This is a genomic window from Bacteroides sp. B1-V-101, from assembly GCF_023656585.1.
Taxonomy (GTDB): Bacteria; Bacteroidota; Bacteroidia; order Bacteroidales; family Bacteroidaceae; genus Bacteroides; species Bacteroides thetaiotaomicron.
The window spans coordinates 22,030-47,491 of the sequence record NZ_JAMOKH010000046.1 but is presented as its reverse complement, the minus strand read 5'-3'; the positions used below and the strand labels follow the sequence as shown (position 1 = coordinate 47,491).

The following is a 25,462-nucleotide window of genomic DNA, read 5'->3' as shown; positions in this document are numbered from 1 at the left end:
AAGTAAACCGGAGGCAGGAATAATAAATAATAAAGTAAACAGCTGCCAGGGTTAGTAATATTTCTAGTCAACACATAGCAGCTATTAGAGATAAACAAGTCAACCATTATTAGGGAAGTACAGGTCACTCATATAGTTTAATAATCCATATATAATATCCGGCTTTATTTTTTTTATCTCCGACTGCCATTCGGTTAGAGATATATCCGTTATACCAGCTATAGGACCAATATTACTCCACAAAGGTTTTTCTACCCATAACCCAAACAAATCACATCCAGCATCTTTTAATGCTAAAATACGGTCTGGATTATGACTAAGTTCACCGACTAATAATATCTTTAAAGGAGTTTTTATTGAATCAGCGATATCACAAACTTCAGCATTTTTTTGATGCTTATCTATATTCCCAAATAGAAATTTTCTTTCTAATAAACAAATTTCTTCTTTTTGAATTTGCTCTTTAAAAGAATAAATGCTCCAGCAACAAGTCAAAAAATTAATTGATTTAAAGCCCCCTAGCATAACCAATTTACTCCAATACATTCTATAATAATCTTTGGATATCACGTCAGTACAGGTTTCCCATTTTTCTGAAGTATTGCGATGCACTGTCTGTACTAGTTGTAAAGGAGAACTGCAGAATAGATTACAGATTTCATATCTTTGCGCATTGATACAATTCTGTTTCATGAAAGAATCCTCTATTTTAGAAGATGCCTTTGTAAAAGTTAGAAACAAATCCAAGTCATTATCATATTCTTTTTTATGTATCAACAAATGGTCTTTATAATAATAATCATCAGAAGGAAGATAAGCGATTAAATCATATTTGGCAACTTCAAGACCTCGGTTTATAGAATAGCCTATCCCTTGATTCACCTCATTTCTCAAATATCTGATATGCGAATTTCCAAGAAAATCTTGAATATACCTTTCTGTACTATCAGTACATCCATCATCTATAATAATTAATTCCCAACATTTATAAGTTTGTTCCAAGACACTCAGTATCGCTCTTCGTATAAAATGAGCTTGATTGTAAGTCGGCATGATAATTGAGAACCCTTCCATTATTATTCTATTTCTTAAGTTGTTTAAACAATTCCAACGCTTCTTTGATAATCTGATCCATATTCATATATCGATAAGTTCCCAAACGTCCTGCGAAAAAGACATTCTGATCAAGAATTGATCGCATTTTGTATTCTTTGTAAATACTTTCATTACGTTTTGTATTAACAGGATAATACGGTTCACGCCCTTTGTGCCATTCTTGAGGATATTCTTTTGTTATAATTGTATTTGGAGTACATTTACCTTCAAAATGCTTGTGTTCGATTATTCGCGTATAAGGAACCTCTCTCTCCGTATAATTTACGACAACAGAGCTTTGAAAGTCTTCCATATATATTGTCTCCGTCTCAAAGCAAAGAGAACGATATTCAAGTACTCCACAACAATAATCATAATATTCATCAATCATTCCAGTAAAAATCACTGTCTCTGCTAGTTTACTCAAATCTCTATTTTGTATAAAATCTGTATCCAACATCAGTTCACAAGTCCTGAATGCGTTAACAAAAAGAGAATTATATCCTCCTATTGGTATGCCTTGATAAAAATCCTCAAAATAATTATTATTAAAGGTGAAGCGTAAAGGGAGCCTTTTAAGTATAAACGCCGGTAACATGGTTGCCTCCTGTCCCCATTGTTTTTCTGTATATCCTTTGATTAATGTCTCGTAGATTTCACTGCCAAAAGTACTCAAAGCATATTCTTCCAAATTATCATTTTTCAATGGAATTAATTGTTCTTTGATTCTCTTTTGTGCCTCTCCGGAAGTCTTAACTCCCCATAATTCATAAAATGTATGCATATTGAAAGGAAGATTGTACAATTTCCCTTTATAACAAGCTAATGGAGAATAGACAAACGGCTTAAATTCACATAGGTTATTCACATAATCCCATATATATTTATTATTGGTATGAAAGATATGTGGTCCGTAACTATGAATATCAATACCTGCTATATGATCACAATACATATTCCCTCCTAAATGAGAACGCTTATCAATAACCAGACATTTTTTCCCTATACGTGAAAGTTCATAAGCTAATATTGCATTAAACAATCCTGCTCCTACTAATAAGTAATCATACCTTTTCATATTCATGTATTCCACCAATGATTTATTCCCTATTTGATATTTGATTCAGAATATTCAATCCTTCCCATGCCAGTTCAGAAAACGTCAAAGGATATTGGGCTATTTCCTCAATGATACTCATCGATGAATATGGACTAAGTTCATTTTTCAGTTCTAATAGTCCAGATAAATTAAGAATATTTTGCTCTTTTCGAACATGCATATACAGTGATTGCATCAAAGATGAAGCCCTACTGCCACCTCTCAACAAGTATTTATCAAAATCTTCCAATAAATCATCAGAATCACTTTCAACAAATTGTTGTGCAAGCAAATACTCAATGCCAATACCCACACTGCTCAAAAGAGCATAACTATCCGAATGTGCAGACCTACTAACAGCTTCTATAACTAAGTCTAAAAGAGAATCTGCTACATCCTCATAAAATGATTTATCAACGTATCTTCCATAATGATAAAAGAATAAGATGACTCCCATTTTTCCATTCCAAAGACCAAGCTTATCAATATGCTGAATATTTATAAGCAAAATATTAGCAATCGATTGCAATTTAATGTGGCCGTTCTTTTCCATCTGAATTAAAATTTTATCGGATGATATAACATATTATCTATACCTTTTCGGGTTATTGCTTCTTTATTAAATACCGGTCTGTATCTCATCGTAGATTCAGTATACCAATTGTTCAATTCAGAATTGGATAAATAACAAGGTATATTAAGTTCACACAGAGTGAATTCACTATTTCCTCCGAAATCATTAATCGTATATCCTAAGTAGTCTAGCACAGTGGGGATTACAACCTCATGGTGTCCTGAGTTTCGTAAGCTTAATACACCATCCAATGCCTTTAGCGCACGATTTGAAATACGATAAATCGGATTAAAAGACTTCAAATATCTATTTTGAGGTATTGATAATGTTTTAAATTGTACACTTTTCCACCAATCCCACTTTGGTCTTTGCGTATACCATTCGATATGTGATGAAATAAAATCAGATATGATCATTTCAAAAGGGTCAAAAAAGGATTCCCACTTTCCGTTAAAATATACATCATATTCAATGTTCCAATAGTATAAAAACTCAGGATGTTCCTTATAGAACTGAAGAACAGGAAAGTGATTGCTTCCCGGAATTATAGATTCTTCTATGGATTCATAATTCAGTTCATTCAGAGTATCCACACTAAAGGAATAATATTTTACGTCAACAGGAATCTGCTGCAATTCCCCATCTTCAATCAATAAATATAATACCCCGATGTTTTTTGTAGCTAATTTTAATCTATAATATTGTTCCAAAACAAAATCCGTCAATTTATGAGTTGCGAATAAGAATACAGTTTTATTCATCATTTATTCGAATTTACAGACATTACTTCTGGATAACACAAATCTATAATCCCTATGCCGGTTATTCCATTTACAATTCCTATCGATATAGATTTATTCTCTGAAATTCCCTTACTTAAATTATCAATTTGTTCTTCCAAACCGTTCAAATATTGATGTAATATCTCACAACGTGTTTTATCAAATAAATGATAATTAGGATAATCGGCATTTAAATATTGGCTTGCCATTGAAAGTAGACACACCACTCCTGGCCATCCATGCATTATATTGATAGCATAAGGATCGACCTCTGATTTCAATTTATTAAAGTCAATTGAATATGCCAACACTTTAATATGTTGTTCCATTTCAATTGAATGGATATAAGTATTAATAGAATATAATGCCAGTAGCAACGACAGTCGGTGGCAGTGCATACTAGGTAAATAACTTCCTAAATATACCATCCATTGATTAACCATATTTATTATCTTCTCGTTATATAGATTTAAGTCCAAACTTTGGCGTAAAACAACAAGTAATGCTGGAAACTCCCATAAAAGATCAAAATGAATATCCTTAGTTAGCGATTGAAAATGGTCAGGAGCTATTTTATCTATTTTGTTTATCAAAACCTTAAACAATCCACAATTTATTCGATGGGCTACCGAATTACTACTTTCTGTGTTTTTTATGCGACTATTCAAATAGAGTAAATAGCCACATAAACCTTCATTTACTCCTAAAAGAGGTAGTCTAGCTTCGTAGACAGACTTAAAAATGACATTATCAACATCTTCCAGTATTTCTTCCGAATCTCCCTCATAATAGTTATTCTGAAGAAGATATTCAATTCCCCAACCTATTCCCGCCAATCCGTCCCTAAAGTTAGTAGAAGACAGCATGGTTTGTTTTTCCAAAATATTATTAAGCATCATATCAGCCGTTTCCTCAAACTCTGTTTGCCCGGTTTTTCTGTAAACCTGATATAAAAAGAGAGAGACTCCTACATTACCAACCAATAATCCGGATGCTTTCTCCTTGTCTATATTCAATAAGTAATCAGCAATTTCCTTAAACATCTGTTCCTACTTTTTTAGTAAAACGATTTGCAGCTTTGAATTCTCTCATTTTTATAACGTGCTGGTCAGGATGGTGCATATCGCTATTAATCCCCCTAGGGTGGCTAAGGTGAAATAAAGGACCGTCTATTCTTTTAATTCTATAGCCCATTTTCTCCCACCGACAATATCGTTCACCATCTTCCATACCCCATCCATAAAACTTCTCATTTTCCAACCCGGACTCCTTATATGCTTTCAGATTGCAGAAGAAAGCACCACCTACAGGTTTTGGGGGATACATTTGTTTCATTTTTTTCGTGTTATTCATAAGCAGGCTTATATCTTCTGACTCAAGATATAAGTTTCTAATAATGATTGACGTATCCAAGAAAAGCTTATCATAAGGATAGACAAAGTCTGCTTCTTGCAACCTAAGTAGATTCACAGCGTCTTTTATTTGATTTACAGGAGCTATAACATCCGTATCCCAAATAGAGACAATAGGAGTAGTTGTTTCTTGTATCATTTGATTAAGATAATGAGTCCTAAATAATATGGGATCATCATCTTGTTTAAATACATAACTTACCCTAGCATTGTCGAGTAACTTTTTTAAAAAGCCATTATCCCTATAAGAACATTCCCAAACTGTAACATTTGTATTAAAATGACGATTTAGAAATGTGATAGAGGCAATAATATTCTCTAATCGTTCTATGGAATCCAATCGAAGTATAATATTAAAGGTCACGTCCCAAAGGTCTATTTTTGTTTTCATATTCTATTGAATTATTTTCTTTCTGTAGTTGTTGTAGTATTTTCTTTCTTTGTTATATTAAACTGCTCATTCTGATTTTCTTTGCAATACTAATGTCCATCCTGCCTAGTCATTACATTAAATCCAAAAACACCTTTTAGGTCCATTAGATACTTATCAAAATCTTTAATACCTACATCCGTCATTGTAAAATAGAAAAAAACGTCTAACCCATTTCTCTCAATAACAACAACTCGTGTACGAGAATAAACTCCCTGGCACGCCTTTCCTTTCATATTATATGGATAAGTCATCATATAATCAGCATTAAAAAAAGACCTTGCTGTATCTTGAGGATAAATTGTCATCATAATCTTCAAATCTTCTATATCTTGTTCAGAAGCACTGGAATATGGCCTTCCATAATCAAAATCATGCTTGACACGATTATATTTTGATAAAGTATCTATTCCAAATGATTTCTTATTATACTTTATGATATCACCCAAATGAGCATTAATAGCTCCAGCAATATAAACGAAGAGTTTGCATTGCTTATCATGGCTTGTCAGAATTGCATGTATTAATCCTATTTTTTTAAAAGGGCAATCTTGCTCCTTGCAAGGAGACACAAGGTTGATATCATAAAAAATATCATATTGTGCTGATGGAATAAATTTCATATCAATTAGCTTTAAGTCTTCTTCAAATTGTGGAATAGTTCTCATATTGGTAGTATCCAATATCATTCGTGCATTATTTTTTAAAATAATCGTATCTTGTCCTCGTAGGTTCAAAGAAGTAGCGATAAATAATAGGGAAAAAATCAAATGTTTCATATTTTAATTCTTATTGAAATCCAACTGAATTTAATTACCTACTACTCATTGTTTTAGGTATTAGGGTTTTCATGTTTAACAAGGTAGAGCGAATCACAATCATCACTAAGTATACTGCCGCTACATAAACTTGTTGGATCATAATAGTAGTACACGATTCTCTCATCATCAGTTCTATAGAAACCACTTATAACTACAGCATGCCCTTCTTCATTGCTTTCACTCCCCACTGCAAAGACAGCCATAACTCTTTCTCCATTGCTGGTTTGTCCATCAGATCGTAATATGAAGGATTCCCCACTATTGACTTTACTTACATTAAATCCTCCATAGCCACCAATAGTCCCAACATCAGATATATCTACATTCCCATGTTCATCAGGCTCATATCCTAATCCTTGTTTTGTCCAATTATAGTAATCATTTGCCGAGTGTAGACTTCCATCAAGGTAATCAAAACAATTAAATACACAAGATTGCTTTTGTCCTCCAATATAAGCACGCAATTCCTCTTCATTCAATACCGATAACTCTCTTTCAATCAGAGGCAATCTTAATTTACTTAATTTTTTCATTGTATTTCTTTTTAATTCAACATTAATATCCTAAAATTATTCGTTTACACAAGCCAGATATTGAACTTATTTACTATTATCCCCAAAAACTTAACCAATCATGCAAATCAAGAAAATTCACCACAAGCACTTATACCTGTTAAGTTACCAAAGTGGCAATAACAGTACATCTAAATTCTGTTTTATCATTATCTTGTCTACTATTTAGAGAATAAAAAAACGCCTTTAAAATCCATTAAATATTTATCAAAGTTTTTAATTCCTTCATCAGTCATCATAAAATAGAAGAATACATCTAAGCCATCTTTTCCTGTTACAACAACCCGTGTACGGGTAAATTTATCTTGGTATTTTTTCCCTTCCATATTAAAGGGATAAACCATCATGTAATCAGCATTAAAAAGAACTGTTGCCGTATCATGAGGATAAAATGTCATCATCATTTTGAGGTCTTCTATATCCTGCTCGGTAGCACCAGGATATCCATACTTAAAATCAGTTTTAATACGATTATAAGTTAGTGAAGAGACATTCTTAAATAAACTTTTGTTTTTCCTTATTATCCCTCCATAACGGAGTCCATTAGCTCCAGATAAATATACAAATATATTACATTGTCCATCATGATTCTTCAAAATTGAATGTACTGTTCCCAATCTTCTTAAAGGACTCTTATAATCATCTGTAACATATATCATTCGCATGTTATCTGATAGATCGTATTGATCAGAAAGAGAAAAATTCAGACCAATAAGTTCTAAATCTTGTTCAAATTGGGATGATTCATTTTGAGCACTTAAATTAGTAAAACTACAGAGCAGTAATACTACTATATACAAATTCTTTCTTATCATTGTCTTTTCTTCTATTTAGAGAATAAAAAAACACCTTTAAAATCCATTAAATATTTATCAAAGTCTTTTATTCCTTGATCCGTCATTGCAAAATAAAGAAAAACATCGATTCCATTTTTCTCAATTGCAACTACCCGTACACGTGTAAAGTTATCTTCATACTTTTTCCCTTCCATATTATATGGATAGACCATTATATGGTCTGCGTTGAAAAGGGTTCGTGCTATATCTTGTGGGTAAAATGTCATTATCATTTTCAGATCTTCTATATCTTGTTCAGAGGGGCTAGAATTTGGTCTACCGTAATTTAAATCATGCCTAACACGACTATAAGTGGAAGAAGATATATCTCCAAACAATTCTTTATTTGCTTTTACCAAACCTCCATAACGAATTTCTCCAGCTCCTACTAAACATACAAAAATTCTACATTGTCCATCATGATTTTTCAAAATTGAATGTACTGTTCCTAATCTTCTTAAAGGATTCTTATAATCATCTGTAACATATATCATTCGCATATTATCTGACAGATCGTATTGATCAGAAGGAAAAAACCTCATATTAATGAGTTCTAAATCCTGTTCAAACTGAGAAGATTTATTTTGAGCACTTAAAATAAGAGAACTACAAAACAATAAAACAAATACAATAATGTTTCTCATGTTCATTTTTTACCATTACCATCTTTTACTAGAATAAAACACTGTCTATGAACTTCTTCCAGCTCGAAAAAAAGAAGATTTTCCATTTCTAGCGGTATAATCATCAAGCTGTTCTTGTGTTATCTGACCATAAGTTCTATTTTGTGGATCAAAATACTCCATAACACTGCCTTCATGCCTAGTAATTACAATCGCATGATATTCCCCGCTAGGACTTATCCCCATTCCCTCCATTAAATTAGGGTTGAATACAAAAATCTCCCGGCTACTACTGCCACAATCAACGCCTGAGCCGAAAAAGTAATTAAAACATTGGCGATTATCGCTACTGCTACCTGTAAAGCCATACTTATTTTCATTAAAAGTACTGCCACAATGCCCATAATATTCACGTGCCATTTCCATCGCATCGTCAGCTGAATAGTTCGAACCACAACTATTTATATAAGCTATGCATCTCCACCAACAATCATTAGGGTCATATCCTCCCATATATAAACGTAATTCCGACTCGTCTAAACATATAGCCTCTTTTTCCAGTTCTTTCAGGCTTATTTTTTTTAGTTTTCTCATATTATTGTAATTAGAAGTTAATACAAAGCTTTTATCAAGTAAATTAATTATATGAATCAAAGATAAAATCTAAATATCAACTTTTTCAATATATTTATTTCAAAGTTGCAATTCGGTAACTATTAATATACAATTCGGTCAATATCAAGCTTTAGTTTATATGCTTTAAATAAAATCATAAACTTTCTTTATCCATAAAACAAGGAATACATACTATCAATGTCTTATTATTAAGCATTACTAAATTAGATGAATACCCTCTAGTTTTATTCAAGTTTATATTCCTGCTTTGTGCAATTTAGCCAAAACAGTAACCGAATTGTATATTAATAGTTACCGAATTGCAAATCAACAATCAATAATTAATTATACTTCTACTTTGAAACCCTACATTTGCTATAGTAATAACTAACAGATTTATATAACCAATCCCATGAATCTAACAACTTTTCCTCATGAATTTCAGATGGATGCCAAAGATTGCGGTCCTGCATCTTTAATGATTATTGCAAAATTCTATGGGAAATATTATTCACTCCAATATTTACGGGATTTATGCGGCATAACCCGAGAAGGCGTATCATTTTTAGATATAAGCTATGCAGCAGATAAGATCGGATTAAGAACAGTTTCAGTAAAAGCAAGCATGCATGATATCGTAGATCGTATATCTTTGCCTTGCATCATACATTGGAATGCTAATCATTTTATTGTTGTATACAAAGCGAGCAAAACCAAGATATATGTATCAGATCCGGCAAAAGGACTCGTATCTTATTCACATGAAGAATTTAAAGATAAATGGTATAAAAAAGGAGAAGAAACAGGAGTACTAATGGCTTTGGAGCCGATGGCAAACTTCAAACAAATAGAGGCTAATGAGAAAATCGAACGTTTAAAAAGCTTCGAAAACTTATTAGGGTATTTCTTACCTTACAAAAAAGCATTCGGGATTTTACTGTTTATCATGCTCATGGCAACCTTGCTCCAAGCATTTCTGCCTTTCATTTCCAAGTCAGTAATTGACATAGGAATTCATACGCGCGATATCACTTTTATACAGATGATGCTCGTCGCTAATATTATTCTTTTACTAAGTGTCACATTATCCAATGCTTTGCGCGACTGGGTATTATTACATGTATCAACCCGAGTCAATATATCCCTGATATCAGATTATCTGATCAAACTAATGAAACTCCCAGCCACTTTCTTTGAGAACAAATTAGTCGGAGATATTTTGCAACGTGCCAATGATCATGAGCGTATACGTAATTTCGTTATGAACAACTCTCTAGGCATGCTATTCTCATCAATGACATTTTTGGTTTTCAGCGTCATACTCCTAATATATAATGCAAACATTTTCTTTATATTCATGGGAGGTAGTATCCTCTACGTTTTATGGATATTCTTTTTTCTTAAAATACGTAAGAAACTAGATTGGGAATATTTTGAATTAACCTCAAAAGACCGTAGCTATTGGGTGGAAACAATCAACAATATTCAAGAAATAAAAATAAACAATTACGAGGATACAAAGCGATGGAAATGGGAAGCGATACAGGCACGTTTATATCGCCTCAACATAAAAGTTTTAAAAGTAAACAACGCACAAATGCTTGGGTCACAATTTATAAATAATATGCAAAATATGGCTGTTACTTTCTTTTGTGCTGTAGCTGTCATAAATGGCGATATCACATTTGGCGTAATGATATCTACACAGTTCATTATTGGTATGTTAAATGGTCCTATCACTCAATTTGTCGGTTTCGTCCAATCCGCTCAATATGCCAAAATCAGTTTTATGCGTATCAATGAGATACACCAATTGAAAGATGAAGATGAGATGGCATCTATCATATCCAACAATATAACCTTGCCTCAAAACAGGAATTTGATAGTAAGCAACCTCTCTTTTCAATATTCGCCCAATGCACCTCTTGTTCTCAAAAATCTCAATTTTATAATACCGGCAGGCAAAGTCACTGCGATTGTAGGAGAAAGCGGTTGCGGTAAATCAACTCTACTCAAACTCTTGTTAAGACTATACATGCCTTCTTATGGTGAAGTCTGTATTGGAAACATGAATATAAATACAATAAGTCTCCGACAATGGCGAGCGAAATGCGGATGTGTCATGCAGGATGGTAAGGTATTTAATGATACCATACAAAACAACATTGTACTAAATGACGAGGACGTTGATTATGAAGCTTTACAACAAGCCACCCAAATAGCCAATATTGCTCAGGAAATTGAAAGAATGCCACTCGGTTATCAAACAGCGATCGGGGAAATGGGAAGGGGACTCAGTGGAGGACAAAAGCAACGTTTACTCATAGCCAGAGCACTCTATAAAAAGCCTGAATATCTCTTTTTGGATGAAGCCACTAATGCCCTAGATACCATTAATGAACAGAAAATAGTACAAGCTTTAAATTCTGTTTTTCAGAATAGAACAGTTATTGTTATCGCGCACAGATTGAGTACAATAAAAAAAGCCGATCAAATAATTGTCATGAAAGATGGTATGGTAGTTGAAATGGGCACACATGACTCCTTAATGAAGAATAAAAGAAAATACTATGAACTAATTCAAAGTCAATATGATTTGGGAACGGAAAAATAAGGAAGTAATAGAGGGGAAAACCTCAAAAAGAAGTGAAGAAATAAACGACATTATCGACAAAATGCCTATGACGTTTGGGAAATGGGTTGCCAGAGCGGTAATTTTCTTCTTTGTATTATTGCTAACCATGGGATGGGTTATCAAATATCCGGATACAGTAACCGGACAAATAAAAATTAATTCGAACCTTTCTCCTGTCAGACTTGTGGCTAATGCATCAGGTAAGATGCAACTATTGAACATCACTCCACAGGAAAATGTAAAAGAAGGACAGTATATCGCAATTATACAGAATTCTGCAACAACTGTTGATGTTATAAGAATAAATAACCTCATCCATGCATTTGATCCCAACAATTTAGAAATGATCCTTCACGAAAAACTATTTCCAAAGAAAGTTTCATTAGGGGAACTTAATTTGAAGTATTATGCATTTTTGTCTGCTCTTGAGAGTTATAAAAGATTTCTTTCCGGTGACAGCTATAAACAACAAAAAAGAAATCTGCTCACTAATATTAAATGGCAACATATTACGGCAACTGAAAATTCAAGCGGCATAAACATATCCCAAAAGAAACTCGATGTTACAGAAAAATGGTATCGTAAATATCAGACCATGAATAAGAAGGATGCAGTTGCAGGACATGATGTAGATAATATTCTGAATGATTTTTTATCGGCAAAGCTGAATTATCAAAATTTGAAGAAAGAGAATGCATCTATTCAGCTACAAATCGCTGAAAATGAATATCAACTTAATCGTTTGGAAATAGAACAAAACGAAAAGGACAGCCAACTACAGATGGAATTACTCACCACATACTATGATTTAAGGGATAACCTTAAAGTTTGGGAAAACAAATATATTTTTAAGGCTCCATTTACCGGTAAAGTAGAATTTCTTAATTTTTGGGTTGATAATCAATTTATTCAATCCGGAGAAGAAGTATTTAGCATCATACCTCCTCAGAATATAACGGTTGGTCAGATGCTATTACCTGCAAGTGGGGCAGGTAAAGTAAAAAATGGCAGTAATGTTATCATTAAACTAAATAATTTTCCATATACGGAATTCGGTTCCATTAATGGCACTGTTGCATCAATATCACTAATAACAAAAGAACAAAAGACACAAGAAAGTTCTATCGATTCTTATCTGATTACGGTTGATCTGCCGCAAGGATTAAAAACCAATTATGGAGAAGTTCTTGAATTCCAATATGAATTAGGTGGAATAGCTGATATCATTATACGGGACAGGAGGCTTATCGAAAGGTTATTTGATAATTTAAAGTCCAGAGTGAAATAGCATTCATATACCGAATTGCATATCTATAACAACCGAATTGCATATTTACAAATCCTTATGCATTCTATATAAAAAATAAAACCTATTTTTGTTTCTATCGTTAAAACGATAGAAGGTTTTATCTTCAACATATTAAACTATAACGATGTTATGAAGAAACTAAAAAAAATCAATCTAAACAAATCTTTTGAAGATTTTACTCCACTAAAAGAATGGGAGCTAAGAACGATAGTTGCTGGTGATGGTGATCCATCATGGGATTGCTTATTCAATGCTTTCATTTACACCTACGAAGAACTATATGGTATAACTTTGAATAAAGACGAGATGGTACAGTTTTATATAAATTATACAAACCATAATCCCGAAGCCGAAGGGGGAGCTAATATTGGTTCTTTTATGAATTTCATTCAGTATTATGGTTATCAAGGTTCTCAAAACATAGGAGGAACCATGAATAGTTTCAGTACAACCCAATGGGCATCCTTTCAACTAGATTCTAGCGGAATACTACATTTCGCGATACCAAAAGCAGCATATAGAGATGCAAATGGGAACCTTATGCTAAGGTGCTACGACCCTACACTAAAAAGTGAAAGAGACTATAGTTACGAAAGTTTGAGAGGTGTTTTCGATATAAATACAGTTCCCTTTATCGATAGTCCTATATCGGGATCTTACGATTCTTATGGCTCTTTCGGATCTTATCCGATAACGGGAAGTGACGGGATTTATTACGGTTAAACTCTACTAATATGAAATATTTATATTTTATTCTGTTCTATCTTATCAGCTTTCAACTTAAAGCCCAAAACACAGTCTCCCCAAAAAGGGACATTGACAGCGATTCCATTTGTTTGAAAAACGGAATTATCCCAGGACATGTACCACTTCTGACAGGAATACCAATTAAAACTATGACATTACAAATGTGGCTAAAAAAAATAGGACTTAAGCACAAAAAATCAAAACTTATCAAATTAACCGATGAATCCGAGGATTTTGAGTCACTACCAGGATTTCAAATGCACACAGGCATTCTAAGCCCGACAATCAAATCGGATGACCAAGACTTTATCGCATTCTTCAGTATCCAGCCCAATAATAATCGTCCGCCATTTATCCTCAAAGATAAAGTAGAGTATGATGGAAAAGAAGTATATCGCTATTTGTTTGTCGTTAGAGCCGAATTAGCCATGTCACTAAATAAAAAAAGAGAAGACATCTCCTTTGATGAAATAAAACATTACATTGAATATAAACCGGCAAGTTATGCTAAAGATGTATTCAATGCCGACACTGTGATAACATATCCTCTATCGCTGGGAAGCGAATGTTTTAGAAAAAAATACTATTATTGTGACGTATGGCTATTTCAAAAAAACAATATCGGACATTTTTATCTTTATTGTTTTTATACAGACAAAGGGTACGAAAACAAATGGAAATATGAGCAAGAGCTAGAAAAAACATTAAGGTTCAAGAAATGAAACCCAATAATACGGTTTAAAAGCCGGGAAGATACTCATAGATAGAAATGTATTCTTTGGCAAGATGCTTCAATGAAGTATCTTGCTTTATTGAAAAAAGTCCTAATGTATCAGCTCTTTCTTCCAGTTTAAGAAAAGGTAGAACTACATAATAATTAGGTCGATTGAAAAAATCGTGTATAAGGATTTTAGTGTCTTGAGGACAATATAGACAAGCATGTAGAATACAGGAAATTCTGAACCTCCCATCCACCAAAACCGTATCATACGAATGATTAGACTGAAACACACAAGAATGATATGCAGGCCAATAATCACGGTTATTGTCATTCATAGGATATCCCCACTTACCTGTTACTCCTATATTTACCAAATAAGGATGCAGCCGACCTTTCTCAACAGCTTCATATATGGCAGGCGTAGACATAAGGTGCGTTTCCCAGAAAGTTACATCCGATTCCACGACTGTTATTTTCTTAATATTGTCGGTCGCTACAGCCATATAAGTACTATTTCCTGATCCAAATTCTAAATAGCTTTTTGAATGGTCCATTGCCGATTGCAAGAGTTTGAGTTCGTTATTTGTCATAAGCCTCTATTCTTATTAATATATAGCATTTTATTCTTTATATTTCTCTTGCATCTTCTAGAAACTTCAAAAGGCTCCAACATCGCTGAGAGAGATACGAAAAAGTGACCATTATGTTCTTCATATAAATAAGCATAAGTCAGGTTGATTATAGTCGACTGATTGCATAGACAGAAATAGTCTGGTAATAATTCGCCTACCTTTGACAATGACATTTGTATAAACATTTGCAGACTCTCTACAGTAGTAATAACAAGGTAAGGTCTATCAGTTGTAATACAAATAATCTCTTCATATTTTAAAGCATGTATCCTCTTACGCTCATATAGAATAACACTTTCGGATGTAAAAATCAAATTATCCATGATAATATTACATTTAAGATTCGTTCAAAAATAGCTTCTAAAAATCGCTTCAGTATAACACGAATACATAGGATATAGTCATTAATATAAGTTCAAAATTAGCCATTTCCTATTAAAAGCAGGTCGATTTATCAATCATAAAGCACAAAATATCAACTATATACTTTTTTTGATCAAATTTCTATCTTTATTGAATGAAAATTAGCGGTCACATCTGTCACAATCCGTTCAGTTATTCCCAGAGAAGTAGTTCCAAAATCAGTTTCATGTAGTGAAACTTTTGGTTTCAAGCCTTTGAAACTAGAGTTTCTCACTGATGAAACTAAAGTTTCAAGCGGTTGAAACTCTTCGAAGATACGGTAGATCTGATTGACTTGACCGCACGATGTATTGACCGGACTGCATCAGCTGTTCCGATCAACCTATTCATTCAGTCAGCAACAACTCATTTACCAGTCAATAATGCATGAGTTATTGGCTATTAAGGCCTGATTTCTCAACTATTAAGAGCTGGGAGATCAATTGTTAATGACTGACACATCAGATGTTAACACATTGGATATCAGATGATAATATTAGTAGAATGACATATAACGCGATCAGCAAGAGTGAGAGCAACTGTTTGCCCTCACTCTGCCACCACGCTTGCTATCACGTCTGAAACGCCGATGAATAAAGGGATACAAACGAACAGTTAGACCGTGAGGGCAAAACTGCATTCAAATCACTGTGGAGAGAAATCTTCTATTGTATCCTTACGATTACCCTTTGCGGCAAAAGCACCGTACCTAATTATGGGTATCCGTACGCCTGAAAATAGCTATTATTTGCGATTGTAGTATTAACGATATAGAACGAAATTTGCACAAAATTTGTTCTATGAGGTTTCTTACACTTAAAATAATGCTCTGCTTGCTTCTTTCTTTGATCATTTCCAGAATTGAAGCCAATACTAACAATTATTCTATTTCCGGTCGTATATCCGACGAAAGGACGGGTTCGCCGTTGCCCGGCGCATCCATTTTAATCAAAGGTACCTATTTGTGGGCTGTATCCGACCAGAAGGGGGAATTTACGATACAAGGAATACAGGAAGGCAAGTATCAATTGGAAGTTTCCTTCCTCGGTTATGTTCCGGCAACGGTTCCGGTGAATGTGAACAACAGCATCAAAGGATTAAAGATACAACTGAAGGAAAATACACTTGCCCTGAACGACGTAATCGTTACCGCACAAGCTCCGAAGACTGAACTGAACACCACGCTCAACATCGGGAGTAACGCACTGGAACATCTGCAGATATCGAATGTAAGCGATATTTCCGCCCTTCTTCCGGGAGGAAAGACGAAAGTCCCGGACTTGACCAGCAACAATATTTTCTCTCTGCGCGACGGAGGTTCATCCGCAGGCAACGCGGCTTTCGGAACGGCGATAGAAGTAGACGGAGTACGCATCGGCAACAACTCTTCTTTCGGCAATATGACCGGAATAGATACCCGCAGCATCTCTGTGGCCGATATCGAATCGGTAGAAGTCATCACCGGAGTACCTTCGGCAGAGTACGGAGACTTGAACAGCGGTATGGTCAAAATCCATACGAAGAAAGGGAAGACTCCGTGGAATGTACTGCTATCCATCAATCCCCGCACAGAACAGGTATCCTTTTCCAAAGGGCTGGACCTCGGCAACGATAAAGGAATCGTCAACATAAGCGGTGAATGGACCAAGGCTACTCAAAAGCTTAATTCACCCTATACTTCTTATACCCGCAGAGGATTCTCCGCAAGTTACAGCAATACGTTCCGGAAAGTGCTCCGATTCAACATCGGACTGACCGGTAACATCGGAGGTATGAATACGAAGGATGATCCCGACGCATATACGGGAGAATATACCAAAGTCAGAGACAACGTTTTCCGTGCAAACACGTCATTGGCATGGCTGCTCAACAAGTCATGGATTACCAACCTCAAACTGGATGCATCGGTGTATTACAATGATAACAAGTCGCATGCACATACACCTTATTCTTATGCATCCGAACAGCCGGCAGTCCACGCCGAACAGGAAGGCTATTTCATTGCAGGCAAACTGCCTTACCATTTCTTTGCCGATCAGATTGTCGATTCCAAAGAACTGGATTATGCCGCTTCGTTGAAGTACGAATGGAACCGTCGTTTCAAGAACGTTACCAGCAATCTGAAAGCAGGCGTGCAATGGAAAGGAACAGGCAATGTGGGCGACGGAGAGTATTATCAGAATCCTTCGCTGGCTCCCAACGGGTATCGTCCCCGTTCTTACTCGGCTTATCCGTATATGCACAATGTTTCGTTGTATGCGGAAGAAAGCCTGTCGGTACCTGTCGGCAGCACCATGCTGAGGCTGATGGCGGGATTGCGTTGGGAGAATCTGTTCATCAGCGGAACGCAATACGACAAGTTGAACACACTGTCGCCACGTTTCAACGCCAGATGGCAGCTGAACGAAAACATAGCGATTCGGGGCGGATGGGGAGTGACCGAGAAGCTGCCTTCGTACTATGTGCTCTATCCCCGACAGGAGTATCGGGATATTCAGACTTTCGGAGTCTCATACAATAACAATGAGTCGGCTTACGTCTATTACAGTCAGCCATATACTTTATTACACAATGAGAAACTCCGCTGGCAGAAGAATCAGAATGCCGAAATAGGAGTTGACATCAATGTAGCCCGCACCCGTATTTCACTGGTAGGATACTTTAACCGTACGAAGATGCCTTATAAATATACAAGTACCTATACTCCGTTCGCATACAATGTTCTACAGTTGCCGGAAGGATTCGAGCTGTCCGCCAATCCGCAGATTACCGTAGACAATCAGACGGGCATGGGATATATACGGGACGATGAGAACAGTTACTGGACACCGCTGGACGTAAAGGTGAAAGACCAGACTTTCGTCAGGTCAACCTCTCCCGATAACGGACCGGACATCACCCGCAGAGGAGCAGAAATGATCATCGATTTTCCGGAGATTACTCCCCTCCGTACGCAGTTCCGTGTGGATGCGGCCTATACATATACCAAATACATAGACAACTCCTTGTCTTATTACTACCAGAACGGATGGTCGCACACCAGTCTCGCCAACCGTTCCTACCAATATGTAGGTATATATGCCAACGGCGACAACTCATCCACGACCGCCAACGGCAAGCGCACTCACTCGCTGGATGCCAATATCACAGCGATCACCCGTATCCCGAAGGCAAGGCTGATCATATCCTGCAAACTGGAAGCCTCGCTCATTAAGCGGTCGCAGAATCTCTCCGAATATAACGGTACGTCCTACGCGTTCAACGTCAGCGAGAACAGCAACGAGAAAACAGGAGGCAGCATCTACGACGGAAATTCTTATACGGCCATTTATCCGGTTGCCTACCTCGACCTGAACAACGAGGTACATCCGTTCACCGCCGCCGAAGCCGAAAATCCGGACTTTGCGCATCTGATACGTAAATCGGGCAATGCCTATACTTTCGCAGCCGACGGATATGATCCGTATTTCTCTGCCAATATCAGCATTACCAAGGAGATAGGCGATCATGTTTCGCTGTCGTTCAACGCGATTAATTTCACGAACTCACGGGCGTATGTGAAATCATACGCAACCGGAACCAGTGCAATCTTTACCCCGAACTTTTATTATGGATTAACCTGCCGCATTAAACTTTAGAAATATGAAACAACAGTCAATCTATATCATACTGCTTTGCGTCACATCCTTACTCGGAGGATGTACGGACATCGACAAAGGCAATCCTTACGAAGACCAGCTGCACACCTTGCAGGTGACTGCCGTCTATCCGGACGATTATGCGGAATACCTTCGGGAAGGCATCACCGTCCAAATCGAAGACATCGACCGCGGCAATTCCTACAAGACGGTAACCGACCAGAACGGTACAGCGCAATTCGCCCTGACCAACGGCATATACCGCATACAAATCAGTGATAAAGCCGACCAGCATATATTCAACGGACTGGCAGACAAGGTAAAACTCGTAAACGGGGATATCACACTCAACGTTCCGCTCACACACTCCAAAGCCGGTGCCATCATTATCAAGGAAATCTATTGCGGAGGATGTACCAAGCTGCCGCAGGAAGGTACTTATCAGGCTGATAAATACATTATCCTGCACAACAATGATTCCCAGACGCAGTATCTCGACCATTTATGCTTAGGTACACTCGATCCTTACAACTCCCAGTCCACCAACGTATGGGTGACGCAGGACGAAGCAACCGGAGCAACCATTTTCCCCGATTTCGCTCCTATCGTCCAGTGCATCTGGCAATTCGGCGGTAACGGCACTTCCTTCCCGCTGGCACCCGGTGCAGATGCAGTCATCGCCGTCAACGGCGCCATAGATCATGCCGCGCAATACCCGCTGTCGGTCAATCTGAACAAACCGGGATATTTTGCCTGCTACAACAATGTTTATTACTGGAATACGATGTATCATCCTGCTCCAGGCGACCAGATCAGCCGCGACCATTATCTGGATGTGGTCATCAAACTGGGACAGGCGAATGCCTATACATTCTCCATATTTTCTCCCGCCACTGTCATCTTCAAGGCTCAGGACACTACGATACAGGAGTATGTACAGCAAACAGGCAGTGTGATACAAAAGCCCGGCAGCACGGTAGATCAGGTCATCAAGATTCCGCTCGACTGGGTGATTGACGGAGTAGAGGTGTACTATGGCGGTTCGTCGAGCAACAAAAAACGCATTTCGCCTTCCATCGATGCCGGATATGTCAGTCAAAGCGCACTGTATGACGGACGCAGCCTGCACCGTCGGGTAGACGAGGAAGCATCGAAGGAGGCCGGTTATGAAATACTGGAAGATACGAACAACTCTTCCGCCGATTTTTATGAAAGAGAACAACAATCCCTGCATGAGTAATATGAAAGGAATATATATAGGATGTATGCTGTTGTGTATAGCAGCCGTAAGCTCGGCACAGACTTACGATGTTATCGAACGACGAAATTCATGGAATGCCGGAACAAACGTAACGGGAATCATGATGGACAGCGTCACCGTCTCCTACGCCGAACTGTACGGCAAGAACAATCACGGTGACTTCCGCAACTACTACGAAGCCGACAAATTATGGAGTGCCGGTGCAGTAGCCAAGTCCATCACACACTTAAAGAAGTATTCTCTGATCGGCTCGTTCTCATTCGACCACACTTCCGGCAAAGATATGAGCGGCTCCATGTTCATTCATCCCGGATTTTATCCGGTAGACCTGCTGGAGTTTACCCCCGGCCGAAAGGATTTGCAAACTTATGCGTTTATGGGAGGTATAGCAGCAGATGCCGGCACCAACTGGCGCATCGGCGGAAAGATCGATTTCACCTCTGCCAATTACTCCAAACGCAAGGACTTGCGGCATACCAACTACAGACTGGACTTAAAAGTCGCTCCCGGCATCATGTATCATTCGGACCATTATGCGATCGGATTCTCTTATATTTTCAGCAAAAACAGCGAATCCGTTTCAGCAGAAGAGATCGGAACAGCCGCTACACCTTATTACGCATTCCTTGATAAAGGACTGATGTACGGTGCCTACGAAGCATGGTCGGGAAGCGGAGTCCATCTGAGCGAATCGGGTATCAACGGATTCCCCATCAAGGAACTGTCTCACGGAGCAGCAGTTCAGGCTCAATGGGGATCGCTTTACGGAGATGTGGAGTATCTGCATTCTTCCGGTACCGCCGGAGAGAAAGAGGTTATCTGGTTTAAGTTTCCGGCACACCGGATTACATCGCATCTGAGATACCGTTTCGCCAAAGGTAGTACCGAACATTTCCTGCGGATCAACCTCTCATGGTCACGCCAGACAAATGACGAGAATGTATTGGGACAGGAGATATCCAACGGAATCACGACTACCCATGTTTACGGTTCCAACCGGATTTTCGAAAGAAAGGCTTTATCCGTTCAGCCCGAATATGAGTTGATCGCTCCTAAAGGAGAATTGCGTGTCGGAGCCGAGATTTCGTCATTTAAAAGCATGACTACCCAAATGTACCCTTATGTCGCGTCACAGACAATGACTTGTGGACGGGTTTACGCATCCGGCGTACTTCATGCCGGAAGGTTCGATGTGAAAGCTGCCGCAAGTTTATCCATAGGAGACTTCACGGAGAAGAGCAGGACTACTGAAACGACAGCCGAACCGGGCGATCCTCCATACCGCCTGACAGATTATTACCATCTGCAGAATGAGTATGCAACTGCCCCACGGGCGACAGTGAACGTCGGATTACGCTATCACTTTCATCGGGGAATTTATGCCGAAATACAGGGCGGATATACGCACGGTTTCAACCTTGAATATATAGCAGGTTCGAGCCGTTGGAATGAGACGATTAAGTTAGGTTATACATTTTAAAATTATTCATTTACATAATATAAAACTATCAAATGATGAAAAAGGGGATATTATTTGTGCTGACAGCAGCATTTCTGGCATCTTGCCAGCAGGAGGAAAACGAGGGAGTAGCATCTGTGGACCGGGTGACCATCACTCCTATTATCACACGTGCCACAGAGGTTAATTTCGAAGATCAGGATCAGATCGGATTGAGTGTCACTAAAGAAGACGGCACTGTATATGCCACCAACGAGCTTATGACTTTCAATGACGGAGCTTTCGCCGGAAGTCTGAAATGGTATCCCGAAGGAGCAGACAAGTCTTCATTCGTGGCTTACTATCCTTACAGCGCAACCGGTGTACCGACTTCATTCACCGTGCATGCCGACCAGACCACCAACTACGGAATTTCCGACTTTATGGCGGCAAGCAAATCCGACGTACTTCCTTCGGTGAACTCCATCAGCATGATCTTCAAGCACATGCTGACCAAACTGGTTATTAATGTGACAAACGAAACGAATTTGGATATTTCATCTATAGTGCTCAAAGGCTCTGTTCCTACTGCCAATATCAATTTGGCAACCATGAAGACAACCGTAAACGAGAGCGCCGCCGCCACAGACATCACAGCACAACAAGTGACAAAGAATAAGACTTTTCGTGCCATTGTAGTCCCACAGACGGCTGCGTTCACTCTTGCAGTAACAACTTCAGATAACAATACATTGATGCAAAAGCTCGTATCCACAGATTTAGTTCAAGGCGGACAATACAGTGTCAATATACGTGTATTACCCGATAATATCATCGTTACACTCAGTGGTGAGATCGAGAACTGGACAGACGAGGGAGAGATCAAGGGAGATGAGCCGGAAGTTCCTTTTGAAGAGCATGACGGATATTTCATCTACGACGGCATTACCTACAATACGGTAACTCTCTCCAACGGAACAACATGGATGGCGGAACCATTACGCTATGTACCGGATGGATATACTCCGTCAAGTGATCCGGCTGCAGATTCTCACATCTGGTATCCGTACGAATTGGTTACAGTTGACGGTACACTTACTGCAAAAGCATTGCAGGACGCAACTTCTATCAAGCAGTACGGTTATCTCTACGACATCCATGCCGCACTTAGCGGCAAAGCAGTTACTCCGGAAAACTGCTACGACTTTGAAGGAGCACAGGGCATCTGTCCGAAGGGATGGCACATCCCGACTCGCGCCGAATATTTCAGCCTTGTAGGTAATTCGACCAAAGATGCGGACGGCAATAGTTTGGAAAACGGAAAAGACGCTCTTTTCTATGACACAGCATATGACGGTGGTAAAATCCCGACACTCAACGAGGCTAAATTTAATTATCAATTCTCGGGAGTACGTATGTCAACCGGTTATTCAGCCGTCCCCAAATATCAGGCAACGGCAATAACCAGCAGCAACAGTACGGTAACCGAATGGTTTGGAAAACCCAGTATGAGTTATTACATGACTTCAACTGCATATAAGCCTATTTATAGTACAAGCACCGGCGACCTGACCAATATTCAGTTCTTCGGACTAATGAGCACATTCTCAATGGCGAAGTATCCGGAAGGCAGATTGTCTCTGAGTTATATCAGTGTACTTAGTGGTCAAACAGTTCGTTGTGTAAAGAACCAGAACTAAAAGCCATTTGCAAGTTCATAAAAAAGAATATAAACTACATAAAAACAAAAAGTAACAATGAAAACAAAAAAGCTAAGCATCGCAATCGCTCTACTGGCGGTTGCCGTTATCGGAACCTCTTGTGGAAACAAACAGCAGAAAAGTTCCTCGGACACAACAACAGAACAGACCACTTCGTCTGCTTTAGAAATTGACTCTCTTCTTGCAAATGCAGAAAACCTTGCAGGAAAAGAAGTAACCATCGAAGGCATTTGCACACATACCTGCAAGCATGGCGCCAAGAAAATCTTCCTGATGGGCAGTGACGACACACAAGTGATCCGCGTAGAAGCCGGCACCTTGGGAGCATTCGACCCGAAATGTGTGAACTCCATCGTCCGCGTCACCGGAACACTGAAAGAACAACGCATTGACGAAGCCTACCTCCAAAACTGGGAAGCACAACTCAAAGCGCAAGCTGCCGAAAAACACGGAACCGGTGAAGCCGGCTGTGACACAGAGAAGAAAGCACGCGGCGAGACAGCCAACACGCCCGAAGCCCGTATCGCCGACTTCCGCGCGAAGATAGCCGACCGAAAAGCAAGCAGCGGCAAAGAGTATCTGTCTTTCTATTTCATGGAAGCTAATTCGTATGAAGTGGAGTAGCAGCATCCGTAAATGGAGTAGGCTGATACACCGTGATTTATCCTTTTTCTTTGCCGGAATGGTCTTGATTTATGCCATTTCCGGCATTGTGATGAATCACCGTGACACCATCAACCCGAACTTCTCCATCGAACGGAAAGAATATAAGATTGCCGAAAAACTGCCGGGCAAAGAGGGAATGAAAAGGGAAAATGTACTGACTCTGCTGCAACCATTGGGAGAGGAAGGTAACTATACCAAGCACTATTTCCCGAAAGCGGACATCATGAAAGTGTTCTTGAAAGGCGGGTCCAACTTGCAGGTAAACGTCCGTACGGGAGAGGCAGTCTACGAATCTGTCACCCGCCGCCCGCTCATCGGAGCAATGGCACGCCTGCACTACAACCCCGGACAATGGTGGACTTACTTTGCGGATATTTTCGCAGTCGGCCTCATCATCATCACCCTTTCCGGAGTCATCATGCTGAAAGGCAGCAAAGGTATTATCGGCAGAGGAGGAATAGAAATGATTGTCGGAATCGTGATTCCCATCCTTTTTCTTCTCTTCTTTTGAACAGAATAACTGATAAAATAAAATGGAACAAATCATAGAATGTAACAACCTGACGCACTACTACGGCAAACGGTTGATTTACGAAAATCTTAGTTTCACAGTCCCCAAAGGCCGCATCCTCGGACTACTGGGCAAGAATGGTACGGGCAAGACCACGACCATCAACATCCTGAGCGGATATCTGAAACCACGTTCCGGAGAATGCCGTATCTTCGGACAAGAGATACAGACGATGGCTCCGGCATTGCGCCGCAACATCGGGCTGCTGATAGAAGGGCACGTACAGTATCAATTCATGAGCATCACCCAGATTGAGAAGTTCTACGCAGCCTTTTACCCCAATCAATGGAAAAAAGAGGCTTATTATGAACTGATGAACAAACTGAAAGTAGCTACCGGACAGCGCATCTCCCGTATGTCTTGCGGACAACGTTCACAAGTAGCACTCGGACTGATTCTGGCACAGAATCCCGAGCTTCTTGTATTAGACGACTTCTCCCTCGGTCTCGACCCCGGTTATCGCCGCCTGTTTGTAGACTATCTCCGCGATTATGCACGTTCCGAAGGCAAGACTGTCTTTCTGACTTCGCATATCATTCAGGATATGGAACGACTGGTAGACGACTGTATCATAATGGACTACGGAAAGATACTGATTCAGAAGCCAATTGACGAATTACTGAAAGAAGGACGCCGCTATACCTGTACTGTTCCCGAAGGTTACGAACTGCCCGCATCCGATGATTTCTATCATCCTTCCGTGATGCGGAATACACTGGAAACATTCTCCTTCCTCCCCCTCACAGAGGCGGAAGCAAAACTGAAATCCATGTCAGTACCCTATACGGACCTGCATAGCGAACATGTGAATCTGGAAGATGCCTTCATCGGTCTGACCGGCAAATACTGATTCAATAAAATA

At 38.6% G+C, this 25,462-nt stretch carries 24 protein-coding genes; 11 read left to right on the top strand and 13 right to left on the bottom strand.

What is annotated here, in order from left to right; translation table 11 throughout:
* Positions 1 to 99 precede the first annotated feature (99 nt).
* From NBH01_RS22935 to NBH01_RS22885, 11 genes are all read right to left on the bottom strand, one after another.
* Positions 100 to 1,074 (bottom strand): glycosyltransferase family 2 protein, encoded by a 975-nt coding sequence (locus NBH01_RS22935; RefSeq protein ID WP_250700324.1) that lies wholly within the window; start codon positions 1,072 to 1,074, stop codon positions 100 to 102.
* Positions 1,075 to 1,081: 7 nt separating this feature from the next.
* Positions 1,082 to 2,173: a UDP-galactopyranose mutase gene (gene glf / locus NBH01_RS22930; RefSeq protein ID WP_234140576.1), complete on the bottom strand. Its 1,092-nt coding sequence runs from the start codon at positions 2,171 to 2,173 to the stop codon at positions 1,082 to 1,084.
* 22 nt (positions 2,174 to 2,195) lie between these two features.
* Positions 2,196 to 2,747 carry a hypothetical protein gene (locus NBH01_RS22925; protein ID WP_008767061.1) on the bottom strand — a complete coding sequence of 184 codons (552 nt, stop codon included), beginning with the start codon at positions 2,745 to 2,747 and terminating at the stop codon, positions 2,196 to 2,198.
* Between the two features lie 5 nt (positions 2,748 to 2,752).
* The gene (locus NBH01_RS22920) at positions 2,753 to 3,532 is read right to left on the bottom strand and encodes a DUF3405 domain-containing protein (RefSeq protein ID WP_250700323.1); all 780 of its coding nucleotides are present in this window, start codon (positions 3,530 to 3,532) and stop codon (positions 2,753 to 2,755) included.
* On the bottom strand, positions 3,529 to 4,593 hold the full coding sequence (locus tag NBH01_RS22915) for a lanthionine synthetase LanC family protein (RefSeq protein WP_008767063.1): 1,065 nt from the start codon (positions 4,591 to 4,593) through the stop codon (positions 3,529 to 3,531). Before NBH01_RS22915 ends, NBH01_RS22920 begins: the two co-directional genes overlap by 4 nt.
* Positions 4,586 to 5,353: a galactosyltransferase-related protein gene (locus tag NBH01_RS22910; RefSeq protein WP_234140575.1), complete on the bottom strand. Its 768-nt coding sequence runs from the start codon at positions 5,351 to 5,353 to the stop codon at positions 4,586 to 4,588. The genes NBH01_RS22915 and NBH01_RS22910 overlap by 8 nt, the downstream gene beginning before the upstream one ends.
* 89 nt (positions 5,354 to 5,442) lie before the next feature.
* Positions 5,443 to 6,171: a hypothetical protein gene (locus NBH01_RS22905; RefSeq protein ID WP_234140573.1), complete on the bottom strand. Its 729-nt coding sequence runs from the start codon at positions 6,169 to 6,171 to the stop codon at positions 5,443 to 5,445.
* Positions 6,172 to 6,224: 53 nt separating this feature from the next.
* On the bottom strand, positions 6,225 to 6,746 hold the full coding sequence (locus tag NBH01_RS22900; RefSeq protein WP_008767066.1) for a TIGR04149 family rSAM-modified RiPP: 522 nt from the start codon (positions 6,744 to 6,746) through the stop codon (positions 6,225 to 6,227).
* Positions 6,747 to 6,946: 200 nt separating this feature from the next.
* Positions 6,947 to 7,600 carry a hypothetical protein gene (locus tag NBH01_RS22895; protein WP_178068455.1) on the bottom strand — a complete coding sequence of 218 codons (654 nt, stop codon included), beginning with the start codon at positions 7,598 to 7,600 and terminating at the stop codon, positions 6,947 to 6,949.
* Between the two features lie 11 nt (positions 7,601 to 7,611).
* The gene (locus tag NBH01_RS22890) at positions 7,612 to 8,265 is read right to left on the bottom strand and encodes a hypothetical protein (protein ID WP_008767068.1); all 654 of its coding nucleotides are present in this window, start codon (positions 8,263 to 8,265) and stop codon (positions 7,612 to 7,614) included.
* Between the two features lie 45 nt (positions 8,266 to 8,310).
* Positions 8,311 to 8,838, bottom strand: coding sequence for a TIGR04149 family rSAM-modified RiPP (locus NBH01_RS22885; RefSeq protein ID WP_016269748.1), 528 nt, complete (start codon positions 8,836 to 8,838; stop codon positions 8,311 to 8,313).
* Between the two features lie 433 nt (positions 8,839 to 9,271).
* Between NBH01_RS22885 and NBH01_RS22880 the strand changes: the two genes are divergently transcribed.
* From NBH01_RS22880 to NBH01_RS22865, 4 genes are all read left to right on the top strand, one after another.
* Positions 9,272 to 11,473: a peptidase domain-containing ABC transporter gene (locus NBH01_RS22880; protein ID WP_234140570.1), complete on the top strand. Its 2,202-nt coding sequence runs from the start codon at positions 9,272 to 9,274 to the stop codon at positions 11,471 to 11,473.
* Positions 11,451 to 12,782 (top strand): HlyD family secretion protein, encoded by a 1,332-nt coding sequence (locus tag NBH01_RS22875; protein ID WP_234140567.1) that lies wholly within the window; start codon positions 11,451 to 11,453, stop codon positions 12,780 to 12,782. The genes NBH01_RS22880 and NBH01_RS22875 overlap by 23 nt, the downstream gene beginning before the upstream one ends.
* Before the next feature lie 150 nt (positions 12,783 to 12,932).
* Positions 12,933 to 13,526, top strand: coding sequence for a hypothetical protein (locus tag NBH01_RS22870; RefSeq protein ID WP_008767073.1), 594 nt, complete (start codon positions 12,933 to 12,935; stop codon positions 13,524 to 13,526).
* 11 nt (positions 13,527 to 13,537) lie between these two features.
* Positions 13,538 to 14,272 (top strand): hypothetical protein, encoded by a 735-nt coding sequence (locus NBH01_RS22865; RefSeq protein ID WP_074858123.1) that lies wholly within the window; start codon positions 13,538 to 13,540, stop codon positions 14,270 to 14,272.
* Between the two features lie 16 nt (positions 14,273 to 14,288).
* Here the strand turns inward: NBH01_RS22865 and NBH01_RS22860 are convergent, their stop codons facing one another.
* Both NBH01_RS22860 and NBH01_RS22855 read right to left on the bottom strand, forming a co-directional pair.
* A complete protein-coding gene (locus NBH01_RS22860) occupies positions 14,289 to 14,861 on the bottom strand; it encodes a hypothetical protein (RefSeq protein ID WP_008767075.1) in 573 nt (190 codons plus the stop codon).
* Positions 14,858 to 15,226, bottom strand: coding sequence for a LytTR family DNA-binding domain-containing protein (locus NBH01_RS22855; RefSeq protein ID WP_008767076.1), 369 nt, complete (start codon positions 15,224 to 15,226; stop codon positions 14,858 to 14,860). Before NBH01_RS22855 ends, NBH01_RS22860 begins: the two co-directional genes overlap by 4 nt.
* Before the next feature lie 903 nt (positions 15,227 to 16,129).
* Between NBH01_RS22855 and NBH01_RS22850 the strand changes: the two genes are divergently transcribed.
* Genes NBH01_RS22850 through NBH01_RS22820 form a run of 7 tightly spaced genes read left to right on the top strand, consistent with a single transcriptional unit; the run spans position 16,130 to position 25,450 of the window.
* Positions 16,130 to 18,943 carry a TonB-dependent receptor gene (locus NBH01_RS22850; RefSeq protein WP_234140644.1) on the top strand — a complete coding sequence of 938 codons (2,814 nt, stop codon included), beginning with the start codon at positions 16,130 to 16,132 and terminating at the stop codon, positions 18,941 to 18,943.
* A gap of 4 nt (positions 18,944 to 18,947) precedes the next feature.
* Positions 18,948 to 20,183, top strand: coding sequence for a DUF4876 domain-containing protein (locus NBH01_RS22845; protein ID WP_008767078.1), 1,236 nt, complete (start codon positions 18,948 to 18,950; stop codon positions 20,181 to 20,183).
* Complete coding sequence (locus NBH01_RS22840) at positions 20,176 to 21,684, top strand: DUF6850 family outer membrane beta-barrel protein (protein WP_008767079.1); 1,509 nt, start codon at positions 20,176 to 20,178, stop codon at positions 21,682 to 21,684. Before NBH01_RS22845 ends, NBH01_RS22840 begins: the two co-directional genes overlap by 8 nt.
* A gap of 32 nt (positions 21,685 to 21,716) precedes the next feature.
* Positions 21,717 to 23,342 (top strand): fimbrillin family protein, encoded by a 1,626-nt coding sequence (locus NBH01_RS22835; protein ID WP_011108912.1) that lies wholly within the window; start codon positions 21,717 to 21,719, stop codon positions 23,340 to 23,342.
* 57 nt (positions 23,343 to 23,399) lie between these two features.
* Positions 23,400 to 23,987 carry a hypothetical protein gene (locus NBH01_RS22830; RefSeq protein WP_250700322.1) on the top strand — a complete coding sequence of 196 codons (588 nt, stop codon included), beginning with the start codon at positions 23,400 to 23,402 and terminating at the stop codon, positions 23,985 to 23,987.
* Positions 23,974 to 24,540 carry a PepSY-associated TM helix domain-containing protein gene (locus tag NBH01_RS22825; RefSeq protein WP_234140563.1) on the top strand — a complete coding sequence of 189 codons (567 nt, stop codon included), beginning with the start codon at positions 23,974 to 23,976 and terminating at the stop codon, positions 24,538 to 24,540. Before NBH01_RS22830 ends, NBH01_RS22825 begins: the two co-directional genes overlap by 14 nt.
* Positions 24,541 to 24,562: 22 nt before the next feature.
* On the top strand, positions 24,563 to 25,450 hold the full coding sequence (locus tag NBH01_RS22820) for an ABC transporter ATP-binding protein (protein ID WP_113747879.1): 888 nt from the start codon (positions 24,563 to 24,565) through the stop codon (positions 25,448 to 25,450).
* Positions 25,451 to 25,462 lie beyond the last annotated feature (12 nt).

Excerpts from the sequence above, each read along its gene's own strand:
- NBH01_RS22880 (WP_234140570.1), top strand. The coding sequence starts at position 9,272 with ATGAATCTAACAACTTTTCCTCATGAATTTCAGATGGATGCCAAAGAT.
- NBH01_RS22910 (WP_234140575.1), bottom strand. The coding sequence starts at position 5,353 with ATGAAAACAAAAATAGACCTTTGGGACGTGACCTTTAATATTATACTT.
- NBH01_RS22840 (WP_008767079.1), top strand. The coding sequence starts at position 20,176 with ATGAGTAATATGAAAGGAATATATATAGGATGTATGCTGTTGTGTATA.
- NBH01_RS22855 (WP_008767076.1), bottom strand. The coding sequence starts at position 15,226 with ATGGATAATTTGATTTTTACATCCGAAAGTGTTATTCTATATGAGCGT.
- NBH01_RS22850 (WP_234140644.1), top strand. The coding sequence starts at position 16,130 with ATGCTCTGCTTGCTTCTTTCTTTGATCATTTCCAGAATTGAAGCCAAT.
- NBH01_RS22835 (WP_011108912.1), top strand. The coding sequence starts at position 21,717 with ATGATGAAAAAGGGGATATTATTTGTGCTGACAGCAGCATTTCTGGCA.
- NBH01_RS22820 (WP_113747879.1), top strand. The coding sequence starts at position 24,563 with ATGGAACAAATCATAGAATGTAACAACCTGACGCACTACTACGGCAAA.
- NBH01_RS22875 (WP_234140567.1), top strand. The coding sequence starts at position 11,451 with ATGATTTGGGAACGGAAAAATAAGGAAGTAATAGAGGGGAAAACCTCA.
- NBH01_RS22895 (WP_178068455.1), bottom strand. The coding sequence starts at position 7,600 with ATGATAAGAAAGAATTTGTATATAGTAGTATTACTGCTCTGTAGTTTT.
- NBH01_RS22845 (WP_008767078.1), top strand. The coding sequence starts at position 18,948 with ATGAAACAACAGTCAATCTATATCATACTGCTTTGCGTCACATCCTTA.
- NBH01_RS22865 (WP_074858123.1), top strand. The coding sequence starts at position 13,538 with ATGAAATATTTATATTTTATTCTGTTCTATCTTATCAGCTTTCAACTT.
- glf (WP_234140576.1), bottom strand. The coding sequence starts at position 2,173 with ATGAAAAGGTATGATTACTTATTAGTAGGAGCAGGATTGTTTAATGCA.
- NBH01_RS22920 (WP_250700323.1), bottom strand. The coding sequence starts at position 3,532 with ATGATGAATAAAACTGTATTCTTATTCGCAACTCATAAATTGACGGAT.
- NBH01_RS22925 (WP_008767061.1), bottom strand. The coding sequence starts at position 2,747 with ATGGAAAAGAACGGCCACATTAAATTGCAATCGATTGCTAATATTTTG.
- NBH01_RS22915 (WP_008767063.1), bottom strand. The coding sequence starts at position 4,593 with ATGTTTAAGGAAATTGCTGATTACTTATTGAATATAGACAAGGAGAAA.
- NBH01_RS22935 (WP_250700324.1), bottom strand. The coding sequence starts at position 1,074 with ATGGAAGGGTTCTCAATTATCATGCCGACTTACAATCAAGCTCATTTT.
- NBH01_RS22900 (WP_008767066.1), bottom strand. The coding sequence starts at position 6,746 with ATGAAAAAATTAAGTAAATTAAGATTGCCTCTGATTGAAAGAGAGTTA.
- NBH01_RS22860 (WP_008767075.1), bottom strand. The coding sequence starts at position 14,861 with ATGACAAATAACGAACTCAAACTCTTGCAATCGGCAATGGACCATTCA.
- NBH01_RS22885 (WP_016269748.1), bottom strand. The coding sequence starts at position 8,838 with ATGAGAAAACTAAAAAAAATAAGCCTGAAAGAACTGGAAAAAGAGGCT.
- NBH01_RS22830 (WP_250700322.1), top strand. The coding sequence starts at position 23,400 with ATGAAAACAAAAAAGCTAAGCATCGCAATCGCTCTACTGGCGGTTGCC.
- NBH01_RS22890 (WP_008767068.1), bottom strand. The coding sequence starts at position 8,265 with ATGAGAAACATTATTGTATTTGTTTTATTGTTTTGTAGTTCTCTTATT.
- NBH01_RS22905 (WP_234140573.1), bottom strand. The coding sequence starts at position 6,171 with ATGAAACATTTGATTTTTTCCCTATTATTTATCGCTACTTCTTTGAAC.
- NBH01_RS22825 (WP_234140563.1), top strand. The coding sequence starts at position 23,974 with ATGAAGTGGAGTAGCAGCATCCGTAAATGGAGTAGGCTGATACACCGT.
- NBH01_RS22870 (WP_008767073.1), top strand. The coding sequence starts at position 12,933 with ATGAAGAAACTAAAAAAAATCAATCTAAACAAATCTTTTGAAGATTTT.